This is a genomic window from Fodinicola feengrottensis, from assembly GCF_010993775.1.
GTDB classification, from domain to species: Bacteria; Actinomycetota; Actinomycetes; order Mycobacteriales; family HKI-0501; genus Fodinicola; species Fodinicola feengrottensis.
Genome location: NZ_WOTO01000021.1, coordinates 109,613 through 128,392, shown reverse-complemented (window position 1 = coordinate 128,392; position 18,780 = coordinate 109,613). Strand labels below are relative to the sequence as shown.

Annotated in this window: 20 protein-coding genes and 4 pseudogenes; 13 read left to right on the top strand and 11 right to left on the bottom strand. The window is 66.4% G+C overall.

What is annotated here, in order from left to right; all coding sequences use genetic code 11:
* From GNX96_RS20665 to GNX96_RS64260, 9 genes and pseudogenes are all read right to left on the bottom strand, one after another.
* The coding region (locus GNX96_RS20665) for a GntR family transcriptional regulator (protein WP_163569338.1) at positions 1 to 403 on the bottom strand (403 nt) is incomplete at its 3' end.
* A 17-nt stretch (positions 404 to 420) separates the two neighbouring features.
* Positions 421 to 558 (bottom strand): hypothetical protein, encoded by a 138-nt coding sequence (locus GNX96_RS20660; protein WP_163569337.1) that lies wholly within the window; start codon positions 556 to 558, stop codon positions 421 to 423.
* 167 nt (positions 559 to 725) lie between these two features.
* A complete protein-coding gene (locus GNX96_RS20655; RefSeq protein ID WP_163569336.1) occupies positions 726 to 1,595 on the bottom strand; it encodes a tetratricopeptide repeat protein in 870 nt (289 codons plus the stop codon).
* A complete protein-coding gene (locus tag GNX96_RS53615) occupies positions 1,592 to 1,822 on the bottom strand; it encodes a hypothetical protein (RefSeq protein WP_279580963.1) in 231 nt (76 codons plus the stop codon). Before GNX96_RS53615 ends, GNX96_RS20655 begins: the two co-directional genes overlap by 4 nt.
* Positions 1,823 to 1,854: 32 nt before the next feature.
* Complete coding sequence (locus tag GNX96_RS53610; protein WP_279580962.1) at positions 1,855 to 2,586, bottom strand: hypothetical protein; 732 nt, start codon at positions 2,584 to 2,586, stop codon at positions 1,855 to 1,857.
* Between the two features lie 134 nt (positions 2,587 to 2,720).
* Positions 2,721 to 4,094, bottom strand: coding sequence for an Hsp70 family protein (locus tag GNX96_RS53605; RefSeq protein WP_279580961.1), 1,374 nt, complete (start codon positions 4,092 to 4,094; stop codon positions 2,721 to 2,723).
* Positions 4,087 to 4,617 carry a hypothetical protein gene (locus GNX96_RS20645; RefSeq protein ID WP_163569335.1) on the bottom strand — a complete coding sequence of 177 codons (531 nt, stop codon included), beginning with the start codon at positions 4,615 to 4,617 and terminating at the stop codon, positions 4,087 to 4,089. Before GNX96_RS20645 ends, GNX96_RS53605 begins: the two co-directional genes overlap by 8 nt.
* Positions 4,614 to 5,336 (bottom strand): hypothetical protein, encoded by a 723-nt coding sequence (locus GNX96_RS20640; RefSeq protein WP_163569334.1) that lies wholly within the window; start codon positions 5,334 to 5,336, stop codon positions 4,614 to 4,616. Before GNX96_RS20640 ends, GNX96_RS20645 begins: the two co-directional genes overlap by 4 nt.
* An 898-nt stretch (positions 5,337 to 6,234) precedes the next feature.
* Positions 6,235 to 7,339 (bottom strand): annotated as a pseudogene (locus tag GNX96_RS64260) (serine/threonine-protein kinase).
* Positions 7,340 to 7,767: 428 nt separating this feature from the next.
* Between GNX96_RS64260 and GNX96_RS20630 the strand changes: the two are divergent.
* The 9 genes and pseudogenes from GNX96_RS20630 to GNX96_RS20600 all read left to right on the top strand — a co-directional run bounded on the left by GNX96_RS20630 (position 7,768) and on the right by GNX96_RS20600 (position 14,404).
* A complete protein-coding gene (locus GNX96_RS20630) occupies positions 7,768 to 8,352 on the top strand; it encodes a TetR/AcrR family transcriptional regulator (RefSeq protein WP_163569333.1) in 585 nt (194 codons plus the stop codon).
* A gap of 104 nt (positions 8,353 to 8,456) precedes the next feature.
* Positions 8,457 to 8,870 (top strand): annotated as a pseudogene (locus tag GNX96_RS64255) (class I SAM-dependent methyltransferase); the annotation flags it as partial.
* Between the two features lie 118 nt (positions 8,871 to 8,988).
* On the top strand, positions 8,989 to 9,222 hold the full coding sequence (locus GNX96_RS53585; RefSeq protein ID WP_279580957.1) for a hypothetical protein: 234 nt from the start codon (positions 8,989 to 8,991) through the stop codon (positions 9,220 to 9,222).
* Positions 9,223 to 9,308: 86 nt separating this feature from the next.
* Positions 9,309 to 10,133, top strand: coding sequence for an LLM class flavin-dependent oxidoreductase (locus tag GNX96_RS20620; protein ID WP_163569332.1), 825 nt, complete (start codon positions 9,309 to 9,311; stop codon positions 10,131 to 10,133).
* Positions 10,134 to 10,210: 77 nt separating this feature from the next.
* Entirely contained in the window at positions 10,211 to 11,338 is a 1,128-nt protein-coding gene (locus GNX96_RS20615) for a Gfo/Idh/MocA family protein (protein WP_163569331.1), read from the top strand.
* A 163-nt stretch (positions 11,339 to 11,501) separates the two neighbouring features.
* A complete protein-coding gene (locus tag GNX96_RS53580) occupies positions 11,502 to 12,050 on the top strand; it encodes a Gfo/Idh/MocA family protein (RefSeq protein ID WP_279580956.1) in 549 nt (182 codons plus the stop codon).
* Positions 11,942 to 12,598 (top strand): Gfo/Idh/MocA family protein, encoded by a 657-nt coding sequence (locus GNX96_RS53575; RefSeq protein ID WP_279580955.1) that lies wholly within the window; start codon positions 11,942 to 11,944, stop codon positions 12,596 to 12,598. Before GNX96_RS53580 ends, GNX96_RS53575 begins: the two co-directional genes overlap by 109 nt.
* Positions 12,595 to 12,948 (top strand): cupin domain-containing protein, encoded by a 354-nt coding sequence (locus GNX96_RS20605; RefSeq protein ID WP_279580954.1) that lies wholly within the window; start codon positions 12,595 to 12,597, stop codon positions 12,946 to 12,948. The genes GNX96_RS53575 and GNX96_RS20605 overlap by 4 nt, the downstream gene beginning before the upstream one ends.
* A gap of 643 nt (positions 12,949 to 13,591) precedes the next feature.
* Complete coding sequence (locus GNX96_RS20600; RefSeq protein ID WP_279580953.1) at positions 13,592 to 14,404, top strand: hypothetical protein; 813 nt, start codon at positions 13,592 to 13,594, stop codon at positions 14,402 to 14,404.
* A 127-nt stretch (positions 14,405 to 14,531) separates the two neighbouring features.
* On the opposite strand, the gene GNX96_RS53570 is transcribed toward GNX96_RS20600, so the two are convergent.
* Together GNX96_RS53570 and GNX96_RS64250 are read right to left on the bottom strand one after the other, a co-directional pair.
* A complete protein-coding gene (locus GNX96_RS53570) occupies positions 14,532 to 14,945 on the bottom strand; it encodes a hypothetical protein (RefSeq protein WP_279580952.1) in 414 nt (137 codons plus the stop codon).
* Positions 14,946 to 14,967: 22 nt separating this feature from the next.
* A pseudogene (locus GNX96_RS64250) lies at positions 14,968 to 15,054 on the bottom strand (class E sortase); the annotation flags it as partial.
* Positions 15,055 to 16,142: 1,088 nt separating this feature from the next.
* Between GNX96_RS64250 and GNX96_RS53560 the strand changes: the two are divergent.
* The 4 genes and pseudogenes from GNX96_RS53560 to GNX96_RS20580 all read left to right on the top strand — a co-directional run bounded on the left by GNX96_RS53560 (position 16,143) and on the right by GNX96_RS20580 (position 18,748).
* Positions 16,143 to 16,541 (top strand): hypothetical protein, encoded by a 399-nt coding sequence (locus GNX96_RS53560; protein ID WP_279580950.1) that lies wholly within the window; start codon positions 16,143 to 16,145, stop codon positions 16,539 to 16,541.
* On the top strand, positions 16,526 to 16,756 hold the full coding sequence (locus GNX96_RS53555) for a hypothetical protein (protein ID WP_279580949.1): 231 nt from the start codon (positions 16,526 to 16,528) through the stop codon (positions 16,754 to 16,756). The genes GNX96_RS53560 and GNX96_RS53555 overlap by 16 nt, the downstream gene beginning before the upstream one ends.
* Positions 16,757 to 16,771: 15 nt before the next feature.
* Complete coding sequence (pstA, locus tag GNX96_RS20585) at positions 16,772 to 17,875, top strand: phosphate ABC transporter permease PstA (RefSeq protein WP_279580948.1); 1,104 nt, start codon at positions 16,772 to 16,774, stop codon at positions 17,873 to 17,875.
* A gap of 111 nt (positions 17,876 to 17,986) precedes the next feature.
* Positions 17,987 to 18,748, top strand: a pseudogene (locus GNX96_RS20580) (phosphate ABC transporter ATP-binding protein).
* Positions 18,749 to 18,780: the final 32 nt, after the last annotated feature.

The window sequence follows — 18,780 nt, the reverse complement described above, 5'->3', positions numbered from 1 at the left end:
AATACTCCAGCTTGCGGTTTTGTGCCGTCCCCCCCCCCCACCCCCCCCCCCCGCCCCCCCCCCCCCCCCCCCCCCCCCCCCACCCATAAACACCCCCTCCCCACCCCAACAACAAAAAAAAAAAAACCCCCCCCTCGCCCCCCCCCTCCAGCTTGCGGTTTTGTGTTGCCGCCCCCCCCCCCACACCCCCCCCCCCGCCCCCCCCCCCCCCCCCCCCGGTGGCGAGGGTTTCCAACGCCAGCGCCGCCCGCACCGGCGCTCTGGATAGTCCCAGCTGCTCGGCGAGATCACCGTCCCGCAGGGCATTGCCCGGCGGGACGTCCGCCCGTACTATCGCGTCCCGGATCGCCTCGTACGCGGTCTCCCTGAGCAGGGTTCGCCCGACCCGTGGGAGTGTTGGCACAACTGAAATGTTACATGTCAGTGCGAGCGGTGGGCGCGGTTCGCGCGGCGGATCCGACGGGCCGCGGTGAGCAGGTGCCGGCGGTCGTTCTCGGCGACCAGCTCGTGCTGGCGTTCGGTGGCGAGGGCGGACAGCATCTCCGGGTGCAGAAACATCTCGATCTCCTTGGTTGGTGTTCCTTGATGACTCCAATCCTGGTCCGCGCGGGGCGCTGCGGCATCGGGAGCGGATGTGTATCTTCGCTGTTCAAGGCCTACCTAGAGAGCACCTAACTCGCCTCTAGACATACCTAGGTCCCGGCGCCGCGCGTACCACTAGGGCGTCATGAGCAGGGTGACCGTACCGTTGGCGGCTGGGCGGCTGGGTGGGGGAGGGGTTGGCGGTTTGGTCGCCGCTGGACAGCGCGAAACCGTTCAGCGGACGGCCGCTCGCGTGCGCGAGTTGGCGAGCGGCGACCAGGGCGCGGGCCAGCGCGACCACTGAGCCCGCCGGACTGCGGGCCACCGAGGACCGCGTGCCCGACGACGGTGATCGACGCGGTTTGGCCGCGCAGCCGGGTGCCGATCCGGTCGAGCATGATCGCGCCGCCGGTGGTCAGGTTGTCGTCGTACGAGAAGACCCCAGCGTCGAAGAGCACCTCGACCGAGTCGGCCTGTCGGCGTACGTGCACGCCGGGGACGGTCATGGCGGTGGCGAGCTGGTCGAGGGCCTTGGCCCGGCTGCTGGCGGTGACGGCTTGTCGCGCCTGAGCGGCCGCCGCTTGCTGCTCCAAGGCGCGCGCTCGCTGCTCGGCGACCTGGGCCGCCGCCACGGCTGGATCGGCTGGCGGTGGGGGCTCGGAGTGCACCCACACGACGACGCCGGTGGCCAGCGCCGCGACCGTGACCGCGGCGACGCCGGCGATCCTGCCCGGTTGCCAGAGCGGGCGGCGGGTACGGCGGCGGCCCTTGATGGCGGCGATCAGTGGCCGTCCGGCTACCGCGCCGGGCGACTCCGGGATGCGCGCCCACCACGCGTCCGCTTCGGCGAAGTCGCCACGCTGTGCGTACACGCGGGCGCGCAGGTCGAGCGCCTCGTCGGTCGCGTCCGGGGCCAGCGTCGCGAGGATGCGCTCGGCTTCGTCGAGGTCGCCGGCGTACGCGGCCGTACGTGCGCGGTCGACGACGAGAACCGTGGCGAGATCGCTGGTCACTGCTTGTCCTTCAGTCGGCCGGAGCTCATCACCTGGTCGGCGACCTCGGTCGGCAGCAACCGCCGGAGCCGCTCGTTGACCCCGGGCAAGGCGCGGTAGTCACCGGCGGAGATCGCCTGCTCGCCTTCCCACAAGAGGGTGTCCGCCTGCCGGGGCGAGGTCATTTGGTCGCGGGCCTGCCGAAGTGCGTAGAAAATCTCCAGGTCGAAGGTGGGGCTGCGGCGCATGATCTCGATAATCAGCCCGTGGGCCCGCTCCGTCAGGTTGCGAACGGCGGTCGCATCCTTGTTCGCGATGGCCTGCTGGCTCTGGGCGCGCGCAGGTCCTGGAGATCCGCCCGCTCCTGCGCGGTGCCGGAATGCCGGACACCTTCCTCGCACCCGTTCAGGGCTTCCTCCAGCTCACCGAACAGGGCCGGCAGCTCGAGCGCGTCGGCCACGTCGTCGAGGCGGGCCAGCAGTGCCCGCAACGCCCGCTCGGCGGGGGTCGCGGCGCCCGGGTCGGTACGCGCCAGCCGAACCAGCTCGACCGCCGCGCCGAGCGCGTTTTCCTTGTCCAGCTGAGAGAACAGCGCGAGAGCGTCGGCAGCGTGGGCGGCCTGCGCGGCGGCTCGCAGCGACTCCAGGCGCCGTTGGGCGTCGGTGAGCAGCGCGGCGAGTGCGGCCGGGTCGAGCGCCCGGACATTCACCATATCGATCTCGGCCTCGATCGGGGGGGCGCTCGCCTGCGGAAGCTCTGCGATCACGGTGACCAGGCTCGACTCGTTGACCGAAATGGTCACGTCCACATCGGCGCCGATCGGGATGTCGTAACGAATGTCCGACGGGCGGATATAGACGATGCCGACCTCCAGGTTGCGGTCCGCGCGGTTACGGTCGCCCTGCATGATCGGGATGACCACCGCCGAATTCGGGTCCGATCGGGTCACCGGCGTGGTGGTCTGGAACTGCCGGGTGATCTCGGTCGGGAGGCTGATTCCCTTGCGCAGCATGAAGGCCGCGGTGTTGTCCGCTTTCGCGATGCTGAGTGACTCGGGCAGTACGACGCTGCCGAGTTCGGGTGCGCTGGTGTGGGTGATCGACAGCGAGTCGGGCGAGAGTTTCTGCCGGCGGCCGGTCGCGTCTGTCAGCTCGACGGCTCGACGAAACGGGTGGTTTCCTTGGGAGTGACCACAACCTCGGTCATGAACCCACCTTCGGCATTGAGCAGCAGCCGGCCGCTGTCGAAACTGGTGGTGCCAGACCCACGTAGCACCACCGTGAAACGTGTCCAGTCCACTGTGGACGAGCTGTGCAGGCGACCGCCGACGATGGTACGGGCGGCGGTCACCACCGGTTCGTACGCGAGCTCGACGGTGAATTCGTCAGCCTTGGGCGCCACCATTGGCCGCTGCAATCGCAACCTGCTGGCGAAAAGTGCGGCACCACGGGCCACCACGGTGGACGGGTCCTGGCTGTGGTCGAGGGTGATGCCCAGGCCCTCCGTCGGGTCAGCCAGCAGTTTTCGCAGACCTGGAGCCATTGTCGGGCTGCCGACCAGCAACAGCCGGTCGACGTCCGCGGCGCCGAGGCCGCCCTCGGTCAGCGCGTCGCGGCAGAGCCGGATCGCCTGCGCGTAGAACGGCTCGGCGACTTTTTCCAACTCCTGCCTGGTAAGGGTGTACTCGAAATCCTCGCGACCACCGGCCACCGGGAGCTCCACCTCGATCCAGGCGGTATCGGTCGTGGAGAGCTGGACCTTCGCGTTTTCGGCCCTGCCTTTGAGCAGCGCGAAGAGCATGCGCCATTTCGGGTTGTCCCGGTGGAAGTCCGGCAGGCCGAACCGGCTCGCCACCGCTGGCGCCAGGACGCGGTCGACGATCGCCCAGTCGATGAGTTTTCCGCCCAGGTACGGGTCACCCGAGTGGTTGATGACCTGGAATTCGCCATCGCGCTTGCGGACGATGGCGGCGTCGAACGTGCCGCCGCCGAGGTCGAAGACCATCCAGGTGGCCCGATCCGACTCATCTTCCAGTCCGTACGCGAAAGCTGCGGCGGTTGGCTCCTGCAGCAGTGGGCAGTCGATGGTGAAACCGGCCAGCCGGGCCGCCTCATTGGTGGCATTGGTCTGGTTCAGCGCGAAAGCGGCTGGGACGGTGATGACGGCGGCCTCCGGCGGCTCGCCGTACTTGGTCGCGGCGCTGGCCCGCAACGATTTCAGGACCTCCGCGGACATTTGCGGTGGCGACAGCCGGACACCGGCCCGGACGAAGTCGCGGCCAGCGTTCGCCTGACCCATCTCCAGTTTGAACTCGCTGGCCGCGTTGTCGGGATCCCGGTAGACGTACTCCAGGGCTCCCGCGCCCACCTGAACAGCGCTGGAGGTGCGCAAGTAGATGGCCGACGGCGTGAAGTCCATCTGGTCGTGGTTCTTGACGACCTGGAGCGTGCCGCCGTCCACTACCGCGATGGCACTGTTCGTGGTGCCGAGGTCGATCCCGAAATCTATGGTGTCACGCACTGGTTTCCTCCTTGCTGGACTGGCGAAAAGGCGGGCCGACGACGATCACTTGGCCTCGCTGGATGCGTTCGCCGTGCAGCACGATCGTCGGGCGTACGGTCTCGAAAATGGTTTCCTCGGTCGCTGATTCGTCGTCGTCCCGTACGAGCACATCCAACGAGAGGCCGGGGTGATAGGCCTCGCCTTCGTGGTCGTGGATCACCAGCCCGCCAGTGGCCAGGTCGGTCCGGGTGGCCCGCAGATAGCGATGCGCGTGCCGGCCGGCGGTTGGCAGCGTGCCGTTCGCGCTGTCGAGTTTTCTCAGCGCACGCCAGAGATTGGTGGCGGTGTCGGCGAGCGCCCTGTGGTCGACGGCCGGTTTCGGCTGCTGGACCACGGCGTCCGTCGCGCCCTCCAGATCGGCGACCAGTTCACCGAGCGAGCGGTGCTGCTCCTGCGTCCACAATGGACGGGGGATCCGAAAGGCGCGGTGCTGCCGGCGCTGGCGCAGGGCCGCGCGTACGGACGCGAGGCGGCCCGTCACCGCTGCCCCTGCACGATCGAGTCGGATTCGATGAACCGTACGATTCTTTTCGCTATTTTCGCTACTGCCACGATTCCCCTCAGTACGGCAAATCCCGCCGCGCCGATCGCGGCTCCCCAGGTGATGGCTGGGGTGGTCCAGAAATAGCAGGCCACCACCATCGCGAGGGAGGCCACGAAATACCACCATCGGTTCCGCCGAGCCGCCCGCCGGCGGTCCATCTCGCGGGGTCCGAGCAGGTTCAGCTGCCGGTCCAACTCGTCGATCAGCTCCCTGCCGGTGGCACGGCTGCGCCAGGTCGCGGTCAAGGTGAAGAGGTATTCCTCCTGGCCGGCCCGGATCACCCGGTCCGTCCAACGGCGGACGATCCGCACGGCGCTCTCGGTCTCCGGTGGAAAATCGGCTGGTTTGGTCGTGCCGAGGCCGAGGCTGTCCATCACATCGGCCATCTTGTCCCGCTGTATTTCAGCGTACGTCTTGCGGGCGCCGGTGATCCGCGTGGGCTTGGGAGTCGGCGACGGTGGCAATGGCTTGAATTTCCCGCCAATGCGCTCCATCAGGTCGATCATGGCCGCCAGTTCCTCGCGGTTGCGGTCAATGCCCTTCCGGGTTTCCGCATCCACCGCGAGCTCGGCCGCGTGTTCCAGCCATCCCACCGCTTCGGTGAGTTTCGCCGGGTCGTAGGTGGGTTTTCCGCGCTGGGCCTCGTTCGTACGCATGCAGCTGTTGTTCAGCAGGATCGCGGCTTGGTCGACCAGCGTGGTGGCTCGTCGGAACCGGCCCACCTCGGCCACCGGCCACCGGCCCGACCCGGAGCAAGACCGGTTTTGCCTTCTTGACCACCAACTCCACGGCTGCCCGCGGGTCGTTGCGGTCTAATAATCCCTGTGCATCCTTCAAAACGGCGGTCACCTGATCCAGATCCGGGCCGACCGTACGCTCGACGGCATCGGTCATCGCCGCCATCGGGACCGACCAACGGCGAAGGTTCGCCAGGTGTCTTTTGTTGTCCACGTACGCATTCGCGGCGAGTTCCGCGGTCGGGGTGATGAGCACCAGCGGTAGATCGCGCTGCAGGCCGGGCAGCGCGGCGCGGTCCAACCGCGGGTCGTCGAGGGTGCTGATCCGGTGTCGCAGGTGGTTTTCCCAACTGGGATGGTCCACAACAGCGCTCCACAAAGTGATCGCCTTTGACCAGCAGTCCTGCAGAGATCCTGTTCTTTGTGCGGTTTGCCGTCGGCTTCCAGGTCCAGTGCCCGGGCGTGCGCGCGCGTACGGCCGCGTCGTGTCGGGCGTGCGCCGCGTTCAGGCAGGTGCACGAGCTTTTGCTGGTAACTCCCCAAAGCCAGAAGAGTTCGTGGATGATCCGCTGCCGCGGGTCGGCCAGGATGTCGAAGGCGGCCCGCACCTGCGGCTCGGAAGCCGGTGCGGGCAGCGGTACGGGACCGTCGTCGGTTAGTTGCGTACCCACCTGCCAGGCGACCCCGAATTGTTGCCGCCGCTGCCGGATGTCCCGCGGATCTGCGGTAGTGGACAGCCCGGTAATACGAAAGGCGTTGCGGCGGTACAGATCTGGACCGGCGAGGTCGCGCAGGTGCGCGGTGGTCCGCGGGCTGCTCACATCATCATCATCATCCCCCGCCGCCAGAGCAGGAGTTGGGGCAAGTGCTGTTCGCGCAGGTGCGGCGACCGGATCACGGCCTCCTCCATCAGGTCGGCGGCTTCGGACAGCGTGCTGGGATGGCGAGCGAGCCCAAGCGCCTGCGCTGCCAGCCGCTGGGCCTGGTCGGTCGGTGTTGTGTGGTGACACGGCTGGAAACCGCACTGGCCCGGCGGCGGGATTCCCGCCGGCGCCGGAAAGCCGCCGCCAGTCCGGCGGCATCGGACGGCCGGTCGCTGGGGGGGGTCGGTTTCCAGACAGGACAGCACAATCCGGTCCAGCTCGCTGTCCACGTCGTCGTTGAACCGACTCGGTGCCAGCGGTGGGTCGTCGAATCTACTGGCGGAGAACCAGGTTTCGGCGTACCGCGGCTCGTACGGCTGACTGTTTGTCAACAGCAGGTAAGCGATAGTTCCGATCGACCACACATCCCCGGCGCAGGAGTAGTTTTCCTGCCGCAGCACCACTTCCGGTGGCATGAAGGCGTAGGTGAACGCCTCCGTGCCGGGTACCACGGACCGTCGGCCGATCGGATCGGCCCGTTGCGCCAGGCCGAAATCGCTGATGCGTACGCGCATCCCCGTGGCGTCGTAGCCGACCAGCACGTTCTCGAGCGTGAGATCGCGATGAATGATCGGCGGCGCGGCGCTGCGCGTGTGCAACGGCGAGACCTTGGCTGACCTGTTCGACCGCCTCCACCGCGATCTCCACCGGCACGGCCGCGTGGTGCGCGTCGGCCAGCCGCTGCAGGCTGCCGCCGGCGACATATTCCATGGTGAAATAGCCGCGTACGCCGTCGGCGGTTGGCACTGCGCCGGCGTCGAAGAGCCGGACGATGTTCCGATGCCCGAGAACGGACAACAGCCGCGCCTCGTCCAGCATCGCGCGGGTCTGGCCGAGCGAGCCGACCCGTTTGAACACCTTCATCGCCTGCCAGCCAAGATATTCGTGTTTCACCCGGTGCACCTCGGCGAACGCGCCCTCGCCCAGCGGCCGGTCGACCACCAGCGTGTCCGTGATGCGCGTGCCGGGCGTGAGCAGGGTCACCGCGCCGCGCTGCATCGACATTGATGGTCAGAAACAGTCATCTGGTGTTTTCCTCCTACCTGGCCACCGCTGTCGCGGGCACAAACGTCTGACCGCGCCAGATGTCGCAGGTCGTCGCGATGCCGGTCCGGGCGCGGCCACGATGCCGCGCCCGGACCACTGCTGACGATAGGAGGAGTTTCCCGGGACCCCTCCCGGCTGGCCGCAACCTGCCAGCCGGATGTCCAGGCAGCGCAGGCAAAACCGGCGCTCTGAGGGCGGTTGAGTCGGAGACAGGAATGAACTTTGGGCGCGGGACCCGAGACCCAGCCGCGCTACAGCATCCTGGGCGTCATGTCTCGGTCGGCGATGACGCTCACCTCTCGTTAGTAGACGTAAACGTTTATTACGGATTCGCGGGGTACTGCCTTCGGTTAAGGAACGTCAACGCCTACTATTGAGTGATGGAGTCGACTGTCGAGGCTGGTCGTTACCGGCGACGCGGCGCGGAGCTGGAGCAGGCGATCTACGCGGCGGCGCTCAGCGAGCTCGCGGACGTTGGCTATGCGCAACTGACCATGGACAGTGTGGCCGCGCGTGCGGGCACCGGCAAAGCGGCGCTGTATCGACGCTGGGCATCCAAACAGGAACTGCTGCTGGCCGCCCTCCGCGACAGCCTGCCGCCGCTGCCTGCGATTGACCGCGGTGTTTCCGCGCGGGACAACCTGCTGGCCGTGTTTGCGGTGATGTCCGGACATCTCGCGCGCGACCCCTCTCCGCCTGGCCTCATGCTCGCCTTCCAGTTGGCCTACGACCCAGTCCTCCGCGACACCGTCGTGGAGGCCGTCATTGCCTCCCGTCTGGCCATGATCCAGGAAATCCTGCGCCATGCCGTGGACACCGGCGAGGTCAGCAGCCTTGAAGCGCTGACCCCGATGGCCGCCTCCGCCGGGCCGGCGCTGATCGTGCTGACCTTTCTGACCACCGGGCACCCGCCAACGCAAGACGACCTCGGCCGGATAGCCGACACTGTCCTCGCCAAGTCATAAGACTCCAGTCGGCCCTGCCATCCGCAAAATAGTAGACGCGTACGTTCCCTTGTGATAGATCTGGACGATAGGAACGCACACGTCTATTCAAGGAGGGTGTTCTCATGACCGACGAACACGCCAACCAGCGCTCCGGCAAGGCCAGCGCCACGCTGTCAGGGGCCGTCTTCGATGACCTCTATCAGGGACGCGGCCTGGCGTACGGGGACGGTGGTGCGCGGATCGATGTGATTCCCTGGCAGCTCGATGGGCCACAGCCACTCATCGTCGAGGTGGAAGAGGCCGGTGAGATCACCGATCCGGTCCTGGAATGTGGTTGCGGTCTGGGGGAGAACGCGCTTTATCTGGCCCGCAGGGGACATCAGGTCACCGCGTTCGACGCGGCCGCCACCGCCATTGAGCAGGACCGCGCCAAGGCGTCGTCCGAGGGAATTGCCGTCACCTTCGTCGTCGCCGACGCCACGACGTTGACCGGACTCCCCGGTGGATTCCGTACCGTGATCGACAGCGCCATGTTGCACTGTCTGACGGACGAGCAACGACTCGCCTACCTCGCCGCGCTCCGCAACGTTCTGCGAGCCCGGCGCCCGGATACACGTCCTGTGTTTCCCGGAAGAAACGGCGGGCACTTTCCCGATGCCAGGCAGCTTGGACGAGGCGAGTCTGCGTCGCGCGTTCGCCAACGACTGGCACATCGAGCGTATGCAACGCCGCCGCTACACCAGCAATATGACACGCGACCAGTGGCGGGAGCAGGTTCCAGCCGAGCTCGTCAGCGGAATTCTGCCCGCCCATGACGATCCCGAAGGCATCGACTCGCAGGGCCGGGTGCTGATGCCGATCTGGCAGATCACCGCACAACTCACCTAGCCAACCCCGACAAACCGCGGTACGCCGCAGGTCCCGCCGTCAATGCATGAGTACATTCGTTGTCAGGTAATGAAAGGATGAGTGTCGTGGCCGACAAGGCGTTTCGGTTCGGCGTAGCGGCGGTGCCGCGGAATTCGCAGCAATGGCGTGGGCTCGCCAGGAGAACTGAAGAGCTCGGCTTTTCCACGCTGTTGACGCCGGACAACCTTCAGATGCCGGTGCCGGCGGCTTCGCTGGCGACCGCGGCGGCGGTCACCTCCAGACTCAGGGTGGGCACTTTTGTGATGGCGACCCCGATGCGCACGCCTCGTGCCGCGGCGTGGGAGGCGCACAGCATTTCGGTCATGACCGATGGTCGGTTCGAGTTCGGGATCGGAACCGGCGTGCCCGCGATGAAGGAGGCGGCCGCCGAGTTGGGGTTGCCATATGAATCGGCTTCCGACCGACTCAGGCAGATCTCGGAGACGATCGACCACCTACGACGTCTGGACACTCAGCGGCGCACCCCGATCCTCGTTGCCGCGGCCGGACCGAAGGCGCGTCGTTTGGCCGGCACGAAAGCGGACATTGTCGCGCTGGCCGGTGGCCCCCTGACCACTCGCGAGGCCACCGCCGCGGCGGTCCGGGAAGTACGGGATGCAGCTGGCAGCCGGGCGGATGACCTGGAGCTGGCGATGAGCGTGAACGTCGTAGGCGAAGAGATTCCCCCAGAGATCGAGAACTTCTTTGGAGTAGACGCCGCGACAATGCGGGAATCTGACTCGCTCATGATGCTCCGCGGGGGTGGGATCCAGGACATGGCCGACGAGCTTCAGCGGCGCAGGGACGCCTTTGGCGCGTCCTATATCACTGTCGCCGCGGCATGTATGGAGGCAATCGCCCCTCTGGTGGCGAGACTCGCTGGTAAATAGCGGGTTGTACGGACTGAAAGGGACGGCGTTTTTTGGACGGCTGGCCCGATCACGCCCAAGGGCTAGGAAAGGGACCAATGGCAGCGAAAGTGAACGTAGCGTTGGTCGGCCTCGGGTTCGGTCGGTCGTTTCTGCCGATCTATCGCGAGCATCCCGCGGTCGGCAAGGTTGGCGTGTGCGACAGCGACCCGCAGCGGTTGTCCGAGATCGCTCGCGCCTACGGCGCGGACGACACGTTCGCGAGCTTGGACGAGGTACTGGCCGACGACTCGTACGACGCTGTGCACCTGCTCACCCCCGTACCGGACCATGCCCGCGGAGCGCTCGCCGTCCTGGAAGCCGGCCGACACTGCGCCTGCGCCGTACCGATGGCGACCAGCCTGAATGACATCGACGCGATCCTTGCCGCACAGCAGTCATCGGGCACCAACTACATGATGATGGAGACTTCCGTCTACGGCAGGGAGTTCCTTTACGTCAAGCAGCTGTGTGACTCTGGCGAACTGGGCCCGCTCACGTTCCTGCGCGGCGCGCACCTGCAGGATCTGATCGGTTTTCCGACCTATTGGTGGGGCTTTCCGCCCATGCATTACGTGACGCACGCGCTGTCGCCGTTGCTCGCTCTGGCGGACGCGCGCGCACAGAAGGTGCATTGTTTCGGTTCAGGTCGGCTGCCGCCCGAACTGATCAGGGACTATGACAACAACTTTGGTCTGGAGACAGCGATCTTCCGTTTGGACAAGGACGATCTCGCCGCTGAGGTGACGATGTCGTTCTTCCAGACAGCGCGCGGGCAATACCAGGAGAGCTTCGCCGTGTACGGCCAGCGGCTCGGTTTCGAGTTCGAGCAGCTTGCTGGCGAGCAACCGGTGTTGTTCGAAATGTTGAACGTTCCGGCGGGCGGCCGCGGTCGGCCGGGACGACCGACCAGACTCGAACTGCCTGACCGCACAGACCTGCTGCCAGCGCAGATCGCACGATTCACCCGGCAGGCCACCTTCCGCGGCCCGCGGGGACCGATAGAGGTGGACGCGCATCACGGTGGCTCCCACCCACATCTGGTCCACGAATTTCTCAGCAGCGTGATCGAAAGCCGGCCGCCGGCGGTCGACCCGCTCATCGCGGCGAGATGGACGGCCCCAGGTATCTGCGCACACCAGTCAGCTCAACGCGGAGGCGAAGCCGTCAGCATCCCGGTTTTCTGAGCGCGCCGTCATAGCCGGGAGCGAGGAAAGAAGAAGGGTCCTACCAGGAAACTCAGGACTCGATGTACTTTAGTGGCGCTAGCGTTGAAAACAGCAAGGATGTTTCGGAGAATCCGGAAAGCAAACGATGAGTCAGACCGTACGAGCGGGCGATGGAGGGCCAATGAGCGACCGGGTCACGTACCAGTTCGAGTACGCCGAGCGCCTGCCGGCCGTGTTCGTCGGCGCGGGTGGGCATGCCTACCGGAACGTCTATCCGAGCCTTGCGTACGCGCCGGTTGACCTGCGTGCGGTCTGTGACATCGATGGCGACCGGGCCCAGACGTACGCGCGGATGTTCGGCGCGCCGCGGTCGTACACCGACCACCGCGAGATGCTGGAGCGTGAACGGCCCGCGGTCGCTTTTATCGTCACGGCGTACCACCCGGACGGCCGGGTCCAGGCGACCGACCTCGCGGCGGACTGCCTGCGCGCTGGTGTCCACGTCTGGATGGAGAAGCCGACCGCCGCCTCGGCCGCCGAGGTCGAGGAACTGGCCGCGTTGAGCGAACGGACCGGCCGATATGTGCTGACCGGGCTGAAGAAGATCTCTTCGCGCCAGCGATGGAGAAGCTGCACGCGATCGTCCACGCTGAGGAGTTCGGCCGGCCGGCGTCGATCAGCGTTCGCTATCCGCAGGACCTGCCGGCGCCCGAGCGCCGGGCGGACCTGAACGCGATGCGCGGTTTTCTCGACCACCTCTACCATCCGGCCGCGATCCTGCATTACCTGATGGGACCGGTCGAGCGCTTCGGCTTCGAATGGGAGCCGGTCGCCGGCAGCACGGTCGCGAGCCTGCGGTTCGCCTCCGGCGCCGTCGGCACCTTGCACCTCGCGGCCGGTGGCGGCCCGGCCAGCCCGCTGGAGCGTGTCGAGGTGATGGGCTCCGGCGCGAATGCCGTCCTGGAAAACGGCGTAAAGCTCACCTACTACCGGCCAGGTCGGTCAGGTGAGTACGGACGGACCGGCAGCTTTCTCGTCGACGACGACGCGGCCGCGCTGCGTTGGGAGCCCGAGTTCTCGCTTGGCCAGCTGGCCAACAAGAACCTCTTCTACCTCGGATACGTCCGCGAGATCCAGCATTTCTGCGACGCCGTCCTGGCGGGCCGGCCGCCGGCCAAAGGCACATTGGCCGACTCGCTGGCGATCATGCGCCTGTTCGAGGCCTACCAACGCGTCCCCGCCGGGACGTACGTGACCCTGCCGCTGGAGGCACCGTGACCGTTGCATTCGTACCGGACAACGTCGTCGAGGAACATGACTGGGGCCGGCTGGTCTGGATGGTGTCCGGACCGCTCGGCAACTCCACCACGATGACTGTCGGCCGCTGCTACATCCAGCCCGGCCAGCAGAACCCGCGCCACCTCCACCCCAACTGCGACGAGGTCCTGCACGTCCTCCATGGCACGATCGAGCACAGCGTGGGCGACGACCGCGTACGGATGACCGCCGGCGACACCATCAGCATCCCGAGTGGCGCCATCCACAATGCCCACAACATCGGTGCCGACGAGGCGGTCTTCGTGATCGCGTTTCTCCTCCGCCGCCGACCCAGGTTCGTCCCCGAATAGACGCGGAGTCGACGCCCCCGCGGGGACGACCCGCCGATCCAATGTCGGCCTCGACGTACGCGTGACCCGGAGGATTTTGTCGTCGGCGGCCGGGATGCCGGTCACGAGCGGCTGCGGCCGGCCACCGTGAGGCGTTGTCGTCCATGCTCTGGACATTCCGCGTTCAAGGCGGTGTTTTGGGGCGGTCGGCGGTGCCGATGGTCGACAATGAGTGGGTGGATGTCCTTGGTTGTGGTCATGGCGCGCTTCGTGGTGAGTCGCGTTTGTGCTGTCATTTGCTTGTCGATGAGCCGCCGGGTTGCTATCGGCTGCTGACCGGGTTCGGTGCTGCCTACGATCTGGTTTGCCAGGCGTGCGCGGAAAGTGAAGCCGCTGCTCTGCTGGATGCGTGCGAGGGATGTACGCACAAGGCTGATGCTTGGGACGGGGTCCTGGGGTGGCGCGGCCAGGCCGAGATTCGACATCGGGATGAGGCGGCGGCCGCGGGAACGTGGACTCAAACGCCGTGTGGCATGACACCGGTCAACGAACGATGCCTCGCGCCGATGCTTGGCGGTTGGCTGGTTCTGACGGCGGACGGTCTGTTTGACACGGCCAGTGGAAGGGGCTGGGGCGACCGGAAATCCCGGAGCAACCAGCCAGCGTGTGGGCTGGCCGTGTGCGGGGGCCGGCGCTATACACGTCGACCGACGGTCGTTTTGCTGCGATCGTCACGGACTATGGACAGTACGGCGTGATTCTGGACATCGCGACTGGCCGTACCATTGCCTTGGACCGCGGACCCTATCAGTGCAAGACGACCCCATTCCCGATCGCGTTCCTCGATGACGCGGTCATCGTGGCGACAGACTGGAATCGGCTCGACCTGTTCGACATGGCGAGCGGGCACCTGTCGAGCAACCGCGACACGGCCTGGCAGCGGGAATGCCCTCGTCCCGAGCATTATCTGGACTATTTTCACGGCCGCCTGCTGCTCAACCCTTCCGGGGGCTCGCTCGCGGACGACGGTTGGATTTGGTCGCCGGTCGGCGCGCCTTCCGTTATCGATGTAGAGGGTTGGCGGCGAGGCGACACGTATGCGGCGGAGCACGGTGAGGCTCTCAGCTATCGGTCGTACGCGTGGGACCAGCCGATCGCCTGGATCGATGACACGACGATCGCGATCCAACGGATCGGTCACGACGACGAAGCCATGCTCGACGGAGTCGAAATCTACGACGCCCCCAGCGGCCGACGGATCGCGATCTTCGCAGGTCCCAACGGGCGCATGTGGGCCTACAGGGGAAAACTCCACGTCGCGGCCTCGACCGGAATGGAGATCTGGAACCGAGAGACAGGCGCACGGATCAGCCACCTCACTGACTTTCGACCAACCGCGCACGATCCGGTCACCGGAGCGTTCGCCGAACTGCGGGAAAACCGTCTCCGAACATGGCGACCTGACCAACCGAGCTGACGCCGGCCATCATCACGCGCCGACATCGTTTACTATCTGGTGAAAATGCTGCAGGACGTCCTTGCCTCATGGCCGGTGCTGATCCGGCTTTCAGGGGCAATGACGGACATCCCGGGTGGGTCGGTGGTCAGATCCAGGCCGGGAGCGTACGCAGGAATGTGTCTGTGGAGAGCACTATCAGCGCCACCAGAACAGGGCACGTGAGGAGGTAGGTGGCGCGGGGGAGCCAACGGCGGTAGAGAAAGACCGCGATCGCCGCGGCGGCGACCAGCAGAACAAAGTCGATGACGAGCCAGCCGTACGCACCGGGGTCGCCCATCCGGCCGTCCGTCGCGAGGGACCGGCCCTGCTGTGGGGTGGGGGAGAATGACAGGTCTCGCATTGTTGCGGTGACGACGAGCGGATCCGCGGACCACGGCCACCAGGACGCGCTGCTGATCAGCGTCAACCGGTTGTCGGCGGATTTGCCGAGAACATCGCCGCTGTTCACCGCCGGCGGGGGGGGTGACGCGGTAAACCGACTGGCCTTGGTTGTGGTCACCACAATGTCGTCGCCCGCGCGCAGTTTTTCCCAGATCCGCGAAGGCCGCGCCGTAACCGGCGGCTCGGCCGACGATGGCGCTGTTGCCCGGTTGTCCCGGCCCGGCGGTTCCGGATACGTGGCCCGGTCCGCTTTGGGTGTCGGTCGGCGATGCGCCTTCGACGACAACCCCGCTGCAGCCCTAGCCGCGGAATTTGCAGCAGGGCAACGGCTGTTCCCGGCTCGGCGGGTTTGGTGGGCACGATGGCACCCAGTGGCGACTGGGCGGCGGCCGCGCTGTTGGTGACCTGCTGGCGAAAGTCCGCGAGCAAGCCGTGCTGTGCCCGGCTTTCCGAGAGTGCGCCGAGGGGTCCGGCGGCGACCAGCATTCCCACGATGATGAGTACGCCCCAACCGCAGACCGCTGTCACCAGCCGGGCGCGGCTGAGCCGGACCGGTGCGGGCACGGGCGGCGGGGCCGGTGGCAGCGGTGGCTCGCCTTTGACCGCGGGGGGGTGCTGTCCTGAACTGGCCTCGATAAGGACGGGAGGTGCGTGGTCGCCACTGTCGCTCCGGCAATCTGTTGTGAGCACTCGATGAGGGGCATTCTGCGCTGTAACTTTGCTTCTCCCCGAACAGCTTGGTCAACCCTTGCCGACTCGCCGCGAGTGAGTGTTAATGACAACCGCCATTGCTGTTAACGCGCGTATCACTGTTCAGCCGTGTTGGACGCTGACGATTTACCTCGCATGCATCGCGGTCGGAATTCGACCGATCACACGGGAGGAACGGCTCGTTCATGCCGGAAAGCGACCAATTGCCAGGCGATTCAGCAAAACGGGCGTCGAGCGGTACGAGTACGATACCAGACAAAGCGCCCGAGTTGCGATTCGTCCCGCGCGACCGGCCCACCGGGGCCGACCGAGTTTTCCTTACTGCGGCGAGGGTCGCGGGCGTCTGGGTGATGGTCCTGCTGGCACTGGTCGGAATTTTCCTGTGCTACCGAGCCTGGCCGGCGATCCAGCAGCGGGGGGATCGGCTTCTTCCTGACCGATCAGTGGCGAGTGGACCTGCAGCCACCGGTTTTTGGGGTGCTTGGCCTCCTTTGGGGCACCATCACGGTCGCGCTCATCGCGATGGTCTTCGCGATTCCAGTCAGCATCACCACCGCGCTCTTCATCATCCGAATGGGCGCCGGCCCGGCTGCGCGGCACTCTGGTGTCGCTCGTCGACCTGCTGGCCGCCATCCCGAGCCTGCTTTACGGACTCTGGGGCTATCTCTTTCTGGAGCCGAAAATTCTGCCGCTGTCACAGTGGCTCAGCGAGAATGTCAGCTGGCTGCCGATTTTCAAGGTCACCAACGACAACTTCCTGGGCTCCTATTTCACCGCTGGTGTGGTGGTCAGCCTGATGGTGCTGCCCATCACCACCTCGGTGGCCAGGGAGGCGTTCAGCCAGGCGCCGCAGTCGGAGAAGGAAGCCGCGTTCGCGCTGGGCAGCACACTCAGTGGGGGATGGTCCGCTCGGTCGTACTGCCGTTCGGCAAGGGTGGTGTCATCGGTGGGTGCATGCTGGGTTTTGGCCGTGCGCTGGGCGAAACCGTGGCGGTCACGCTGATCCTCGGGCAGACCATCAAAACCTCGTGGCACATCCTGGAGAACGGCGGCGCGACGATCTCCGGATTCATCGTGCACCAGTTCGGCGGCGGCGGGCTTGAGCTGTCCGCGCTGTTGTACGCCGGCCTGGTGCTGTTCGCCTTCACCTTGGCCGCCAACTCGGTCGCCGCGGTCATCGTCTCCCGGTCCCGGTCCGGGGCCGGGGTGGAAACCTGAGCAGGGGCGACAAGAGTGAGCACTTCTGTGCTGGAAAAGACAACCACCGAGCCGGCGGTCGCCGAGCGGCGCCGGCGCCGAGCATTGCGCGGCCTGCGAGTCGCCGACCTCGGGGTGCTGGCCGGCAGTGCGGCCGCTGGCCTCGCGACCGGCTGGCTGCTTTTCTACCGGCTGACCGGCATGGAGGGCTGGCTGGGTTTTCTGCTCGTCAGCTACCTGCTTTTCCTTGCCATCTACTACTTCGTTTGCCGGGACACCCTCGGCAAGGTGGTGGCCGGTGACCGGTTGGTCGGCGTGATCATCTGCAGCGGCGCGGTGATGATGCTGATTCCGCTGGTCTGGCTGCTGGTTTTCGTGACGATCCAAGGCCTGCCGAACCTACGCTGGACGTTCTTCACGCAGGACCAGGCCGGCATCCGAGCCACCGATCCGGCGACCGTCGGCGGCGGCCTGGGCGCGATCGTGGGCACTCTGGAAGAAGTCGGGATCGCGATGGTGATCAGCGTCCCGCTGGGCATTCTGTGCGCGCTCTTCCTGAACGAGACCCGATCACGGATGCGCCGGTCCGTACGGACCTTCGTCGACGCGATGTCCGGGCTGCCGTCCGAGGTCGCGGGTCTGTTCATCTTTTCCGCGCTGATCCTGACCATCTCGGCCACCACCGGCAACGGCGCGTTCAGTGGCTTCATGGCCAGCCTGGCGCTGTCGATCATCATGCTGCCCACCATCACCCGTACGGTCGAGGTTGTCCTGCGCCTGGTGCCGGACGGACTGCGGGAGGCGTCGTACGCGCTCGGTGCTTCGCAGGCGCGTACCATCTGGTCGGTCGTACTGCCGACCGCGCGTTCTGGACTGGGCACCTCGGTGGTGCTCGGCATCGCCCGTACCGTCGGCGAAACCGCGCCGCTCATTTTCACCGCGTTCGGTACGAACCTGCTGAACGCGAACCCGTTTTCCGGGCCACAGGACAGTTTGCCGCTGTTCGTCTACAGCCGGGTCCGGTTGCAGTCCGAGGCGATGCAGGACCGCGCGTACACCGGTGCCTTTGTCCTGATGGTGCTGGTCCTGTTGTTGTTCGTGATCACCCGAGTCATTGCCCGTAAACGGCACCGAAACTAGAGGGACTCCGCGACGATGAGTACGACCACCGAGCTGCCAGCCGCCCCCGATCCCGCGCCGCCGCCCCGGCAGATCGTGCTGACCGGCGGTGCGCCGGCCGGCGCGGCGGCGGTGACCGCCCGCGCGGTCAGCGCCTGGTTCGGCGACCACAAGGTGCTGGACCGGGTGAGCCTGCACATGCCGGCAAACGAGGTGACCGCGCTGATCGGCCCGTCCGGCTGCGGGAAATCCACGTTTCTGCGCATCCTGAACAGGATGCACGAGCTGGTGCCGTCGGCCGCGCTGGCCGGCGAGGTGCTGCTGGATGACCAGGACATCTACCGCGCCGAGGTGCGGCCGGCGCAGGCGCGGGGTACGGATCGGGATGGTTTTCCAGCGCCCGAACCCGTTTTCCGGCGATGACCATCCGCGACAACGTGCTGGCTGGCTTGAAACTTGCCGGGATCACCTGCAACGACCGGCCGTCGCTGCTGGAAGAAAGCCTCACCAGGGCCGGCCTGTGGAACGAGGTACGCGGCCGGCTCGGCACCCTTGGCGGCGCGCTTTCCGGCGGCCAGCAACAAAAGACTCTGCATCGCCAGGGCGCTGGCGATCCGTCCACAGGTCCTGCTGATGGACGAGCCGTGTTCGGCGCTGGATCCGACCTCGACGAACCGGATCGAGGAAACCATCCACGAACTCAAAAAGGACGTGACAGTCGTGATCGTCACGCACAACATGCAGCAAGCACATCGGGTTTCGGACTCCTGCGCTTTCTTCCTGGCGGGGGAGAACGAGCCCGGCCGAATCGTGGAGGCCGACCAGACGGAGAAAATGTTCAGCGACCCAGCCGATCCGCGTACGCTCGACTATGTCTCGGGTCGGTTCGGCTGATGTCGAGACTCCGCAGTGTCGCCGCCGCGATC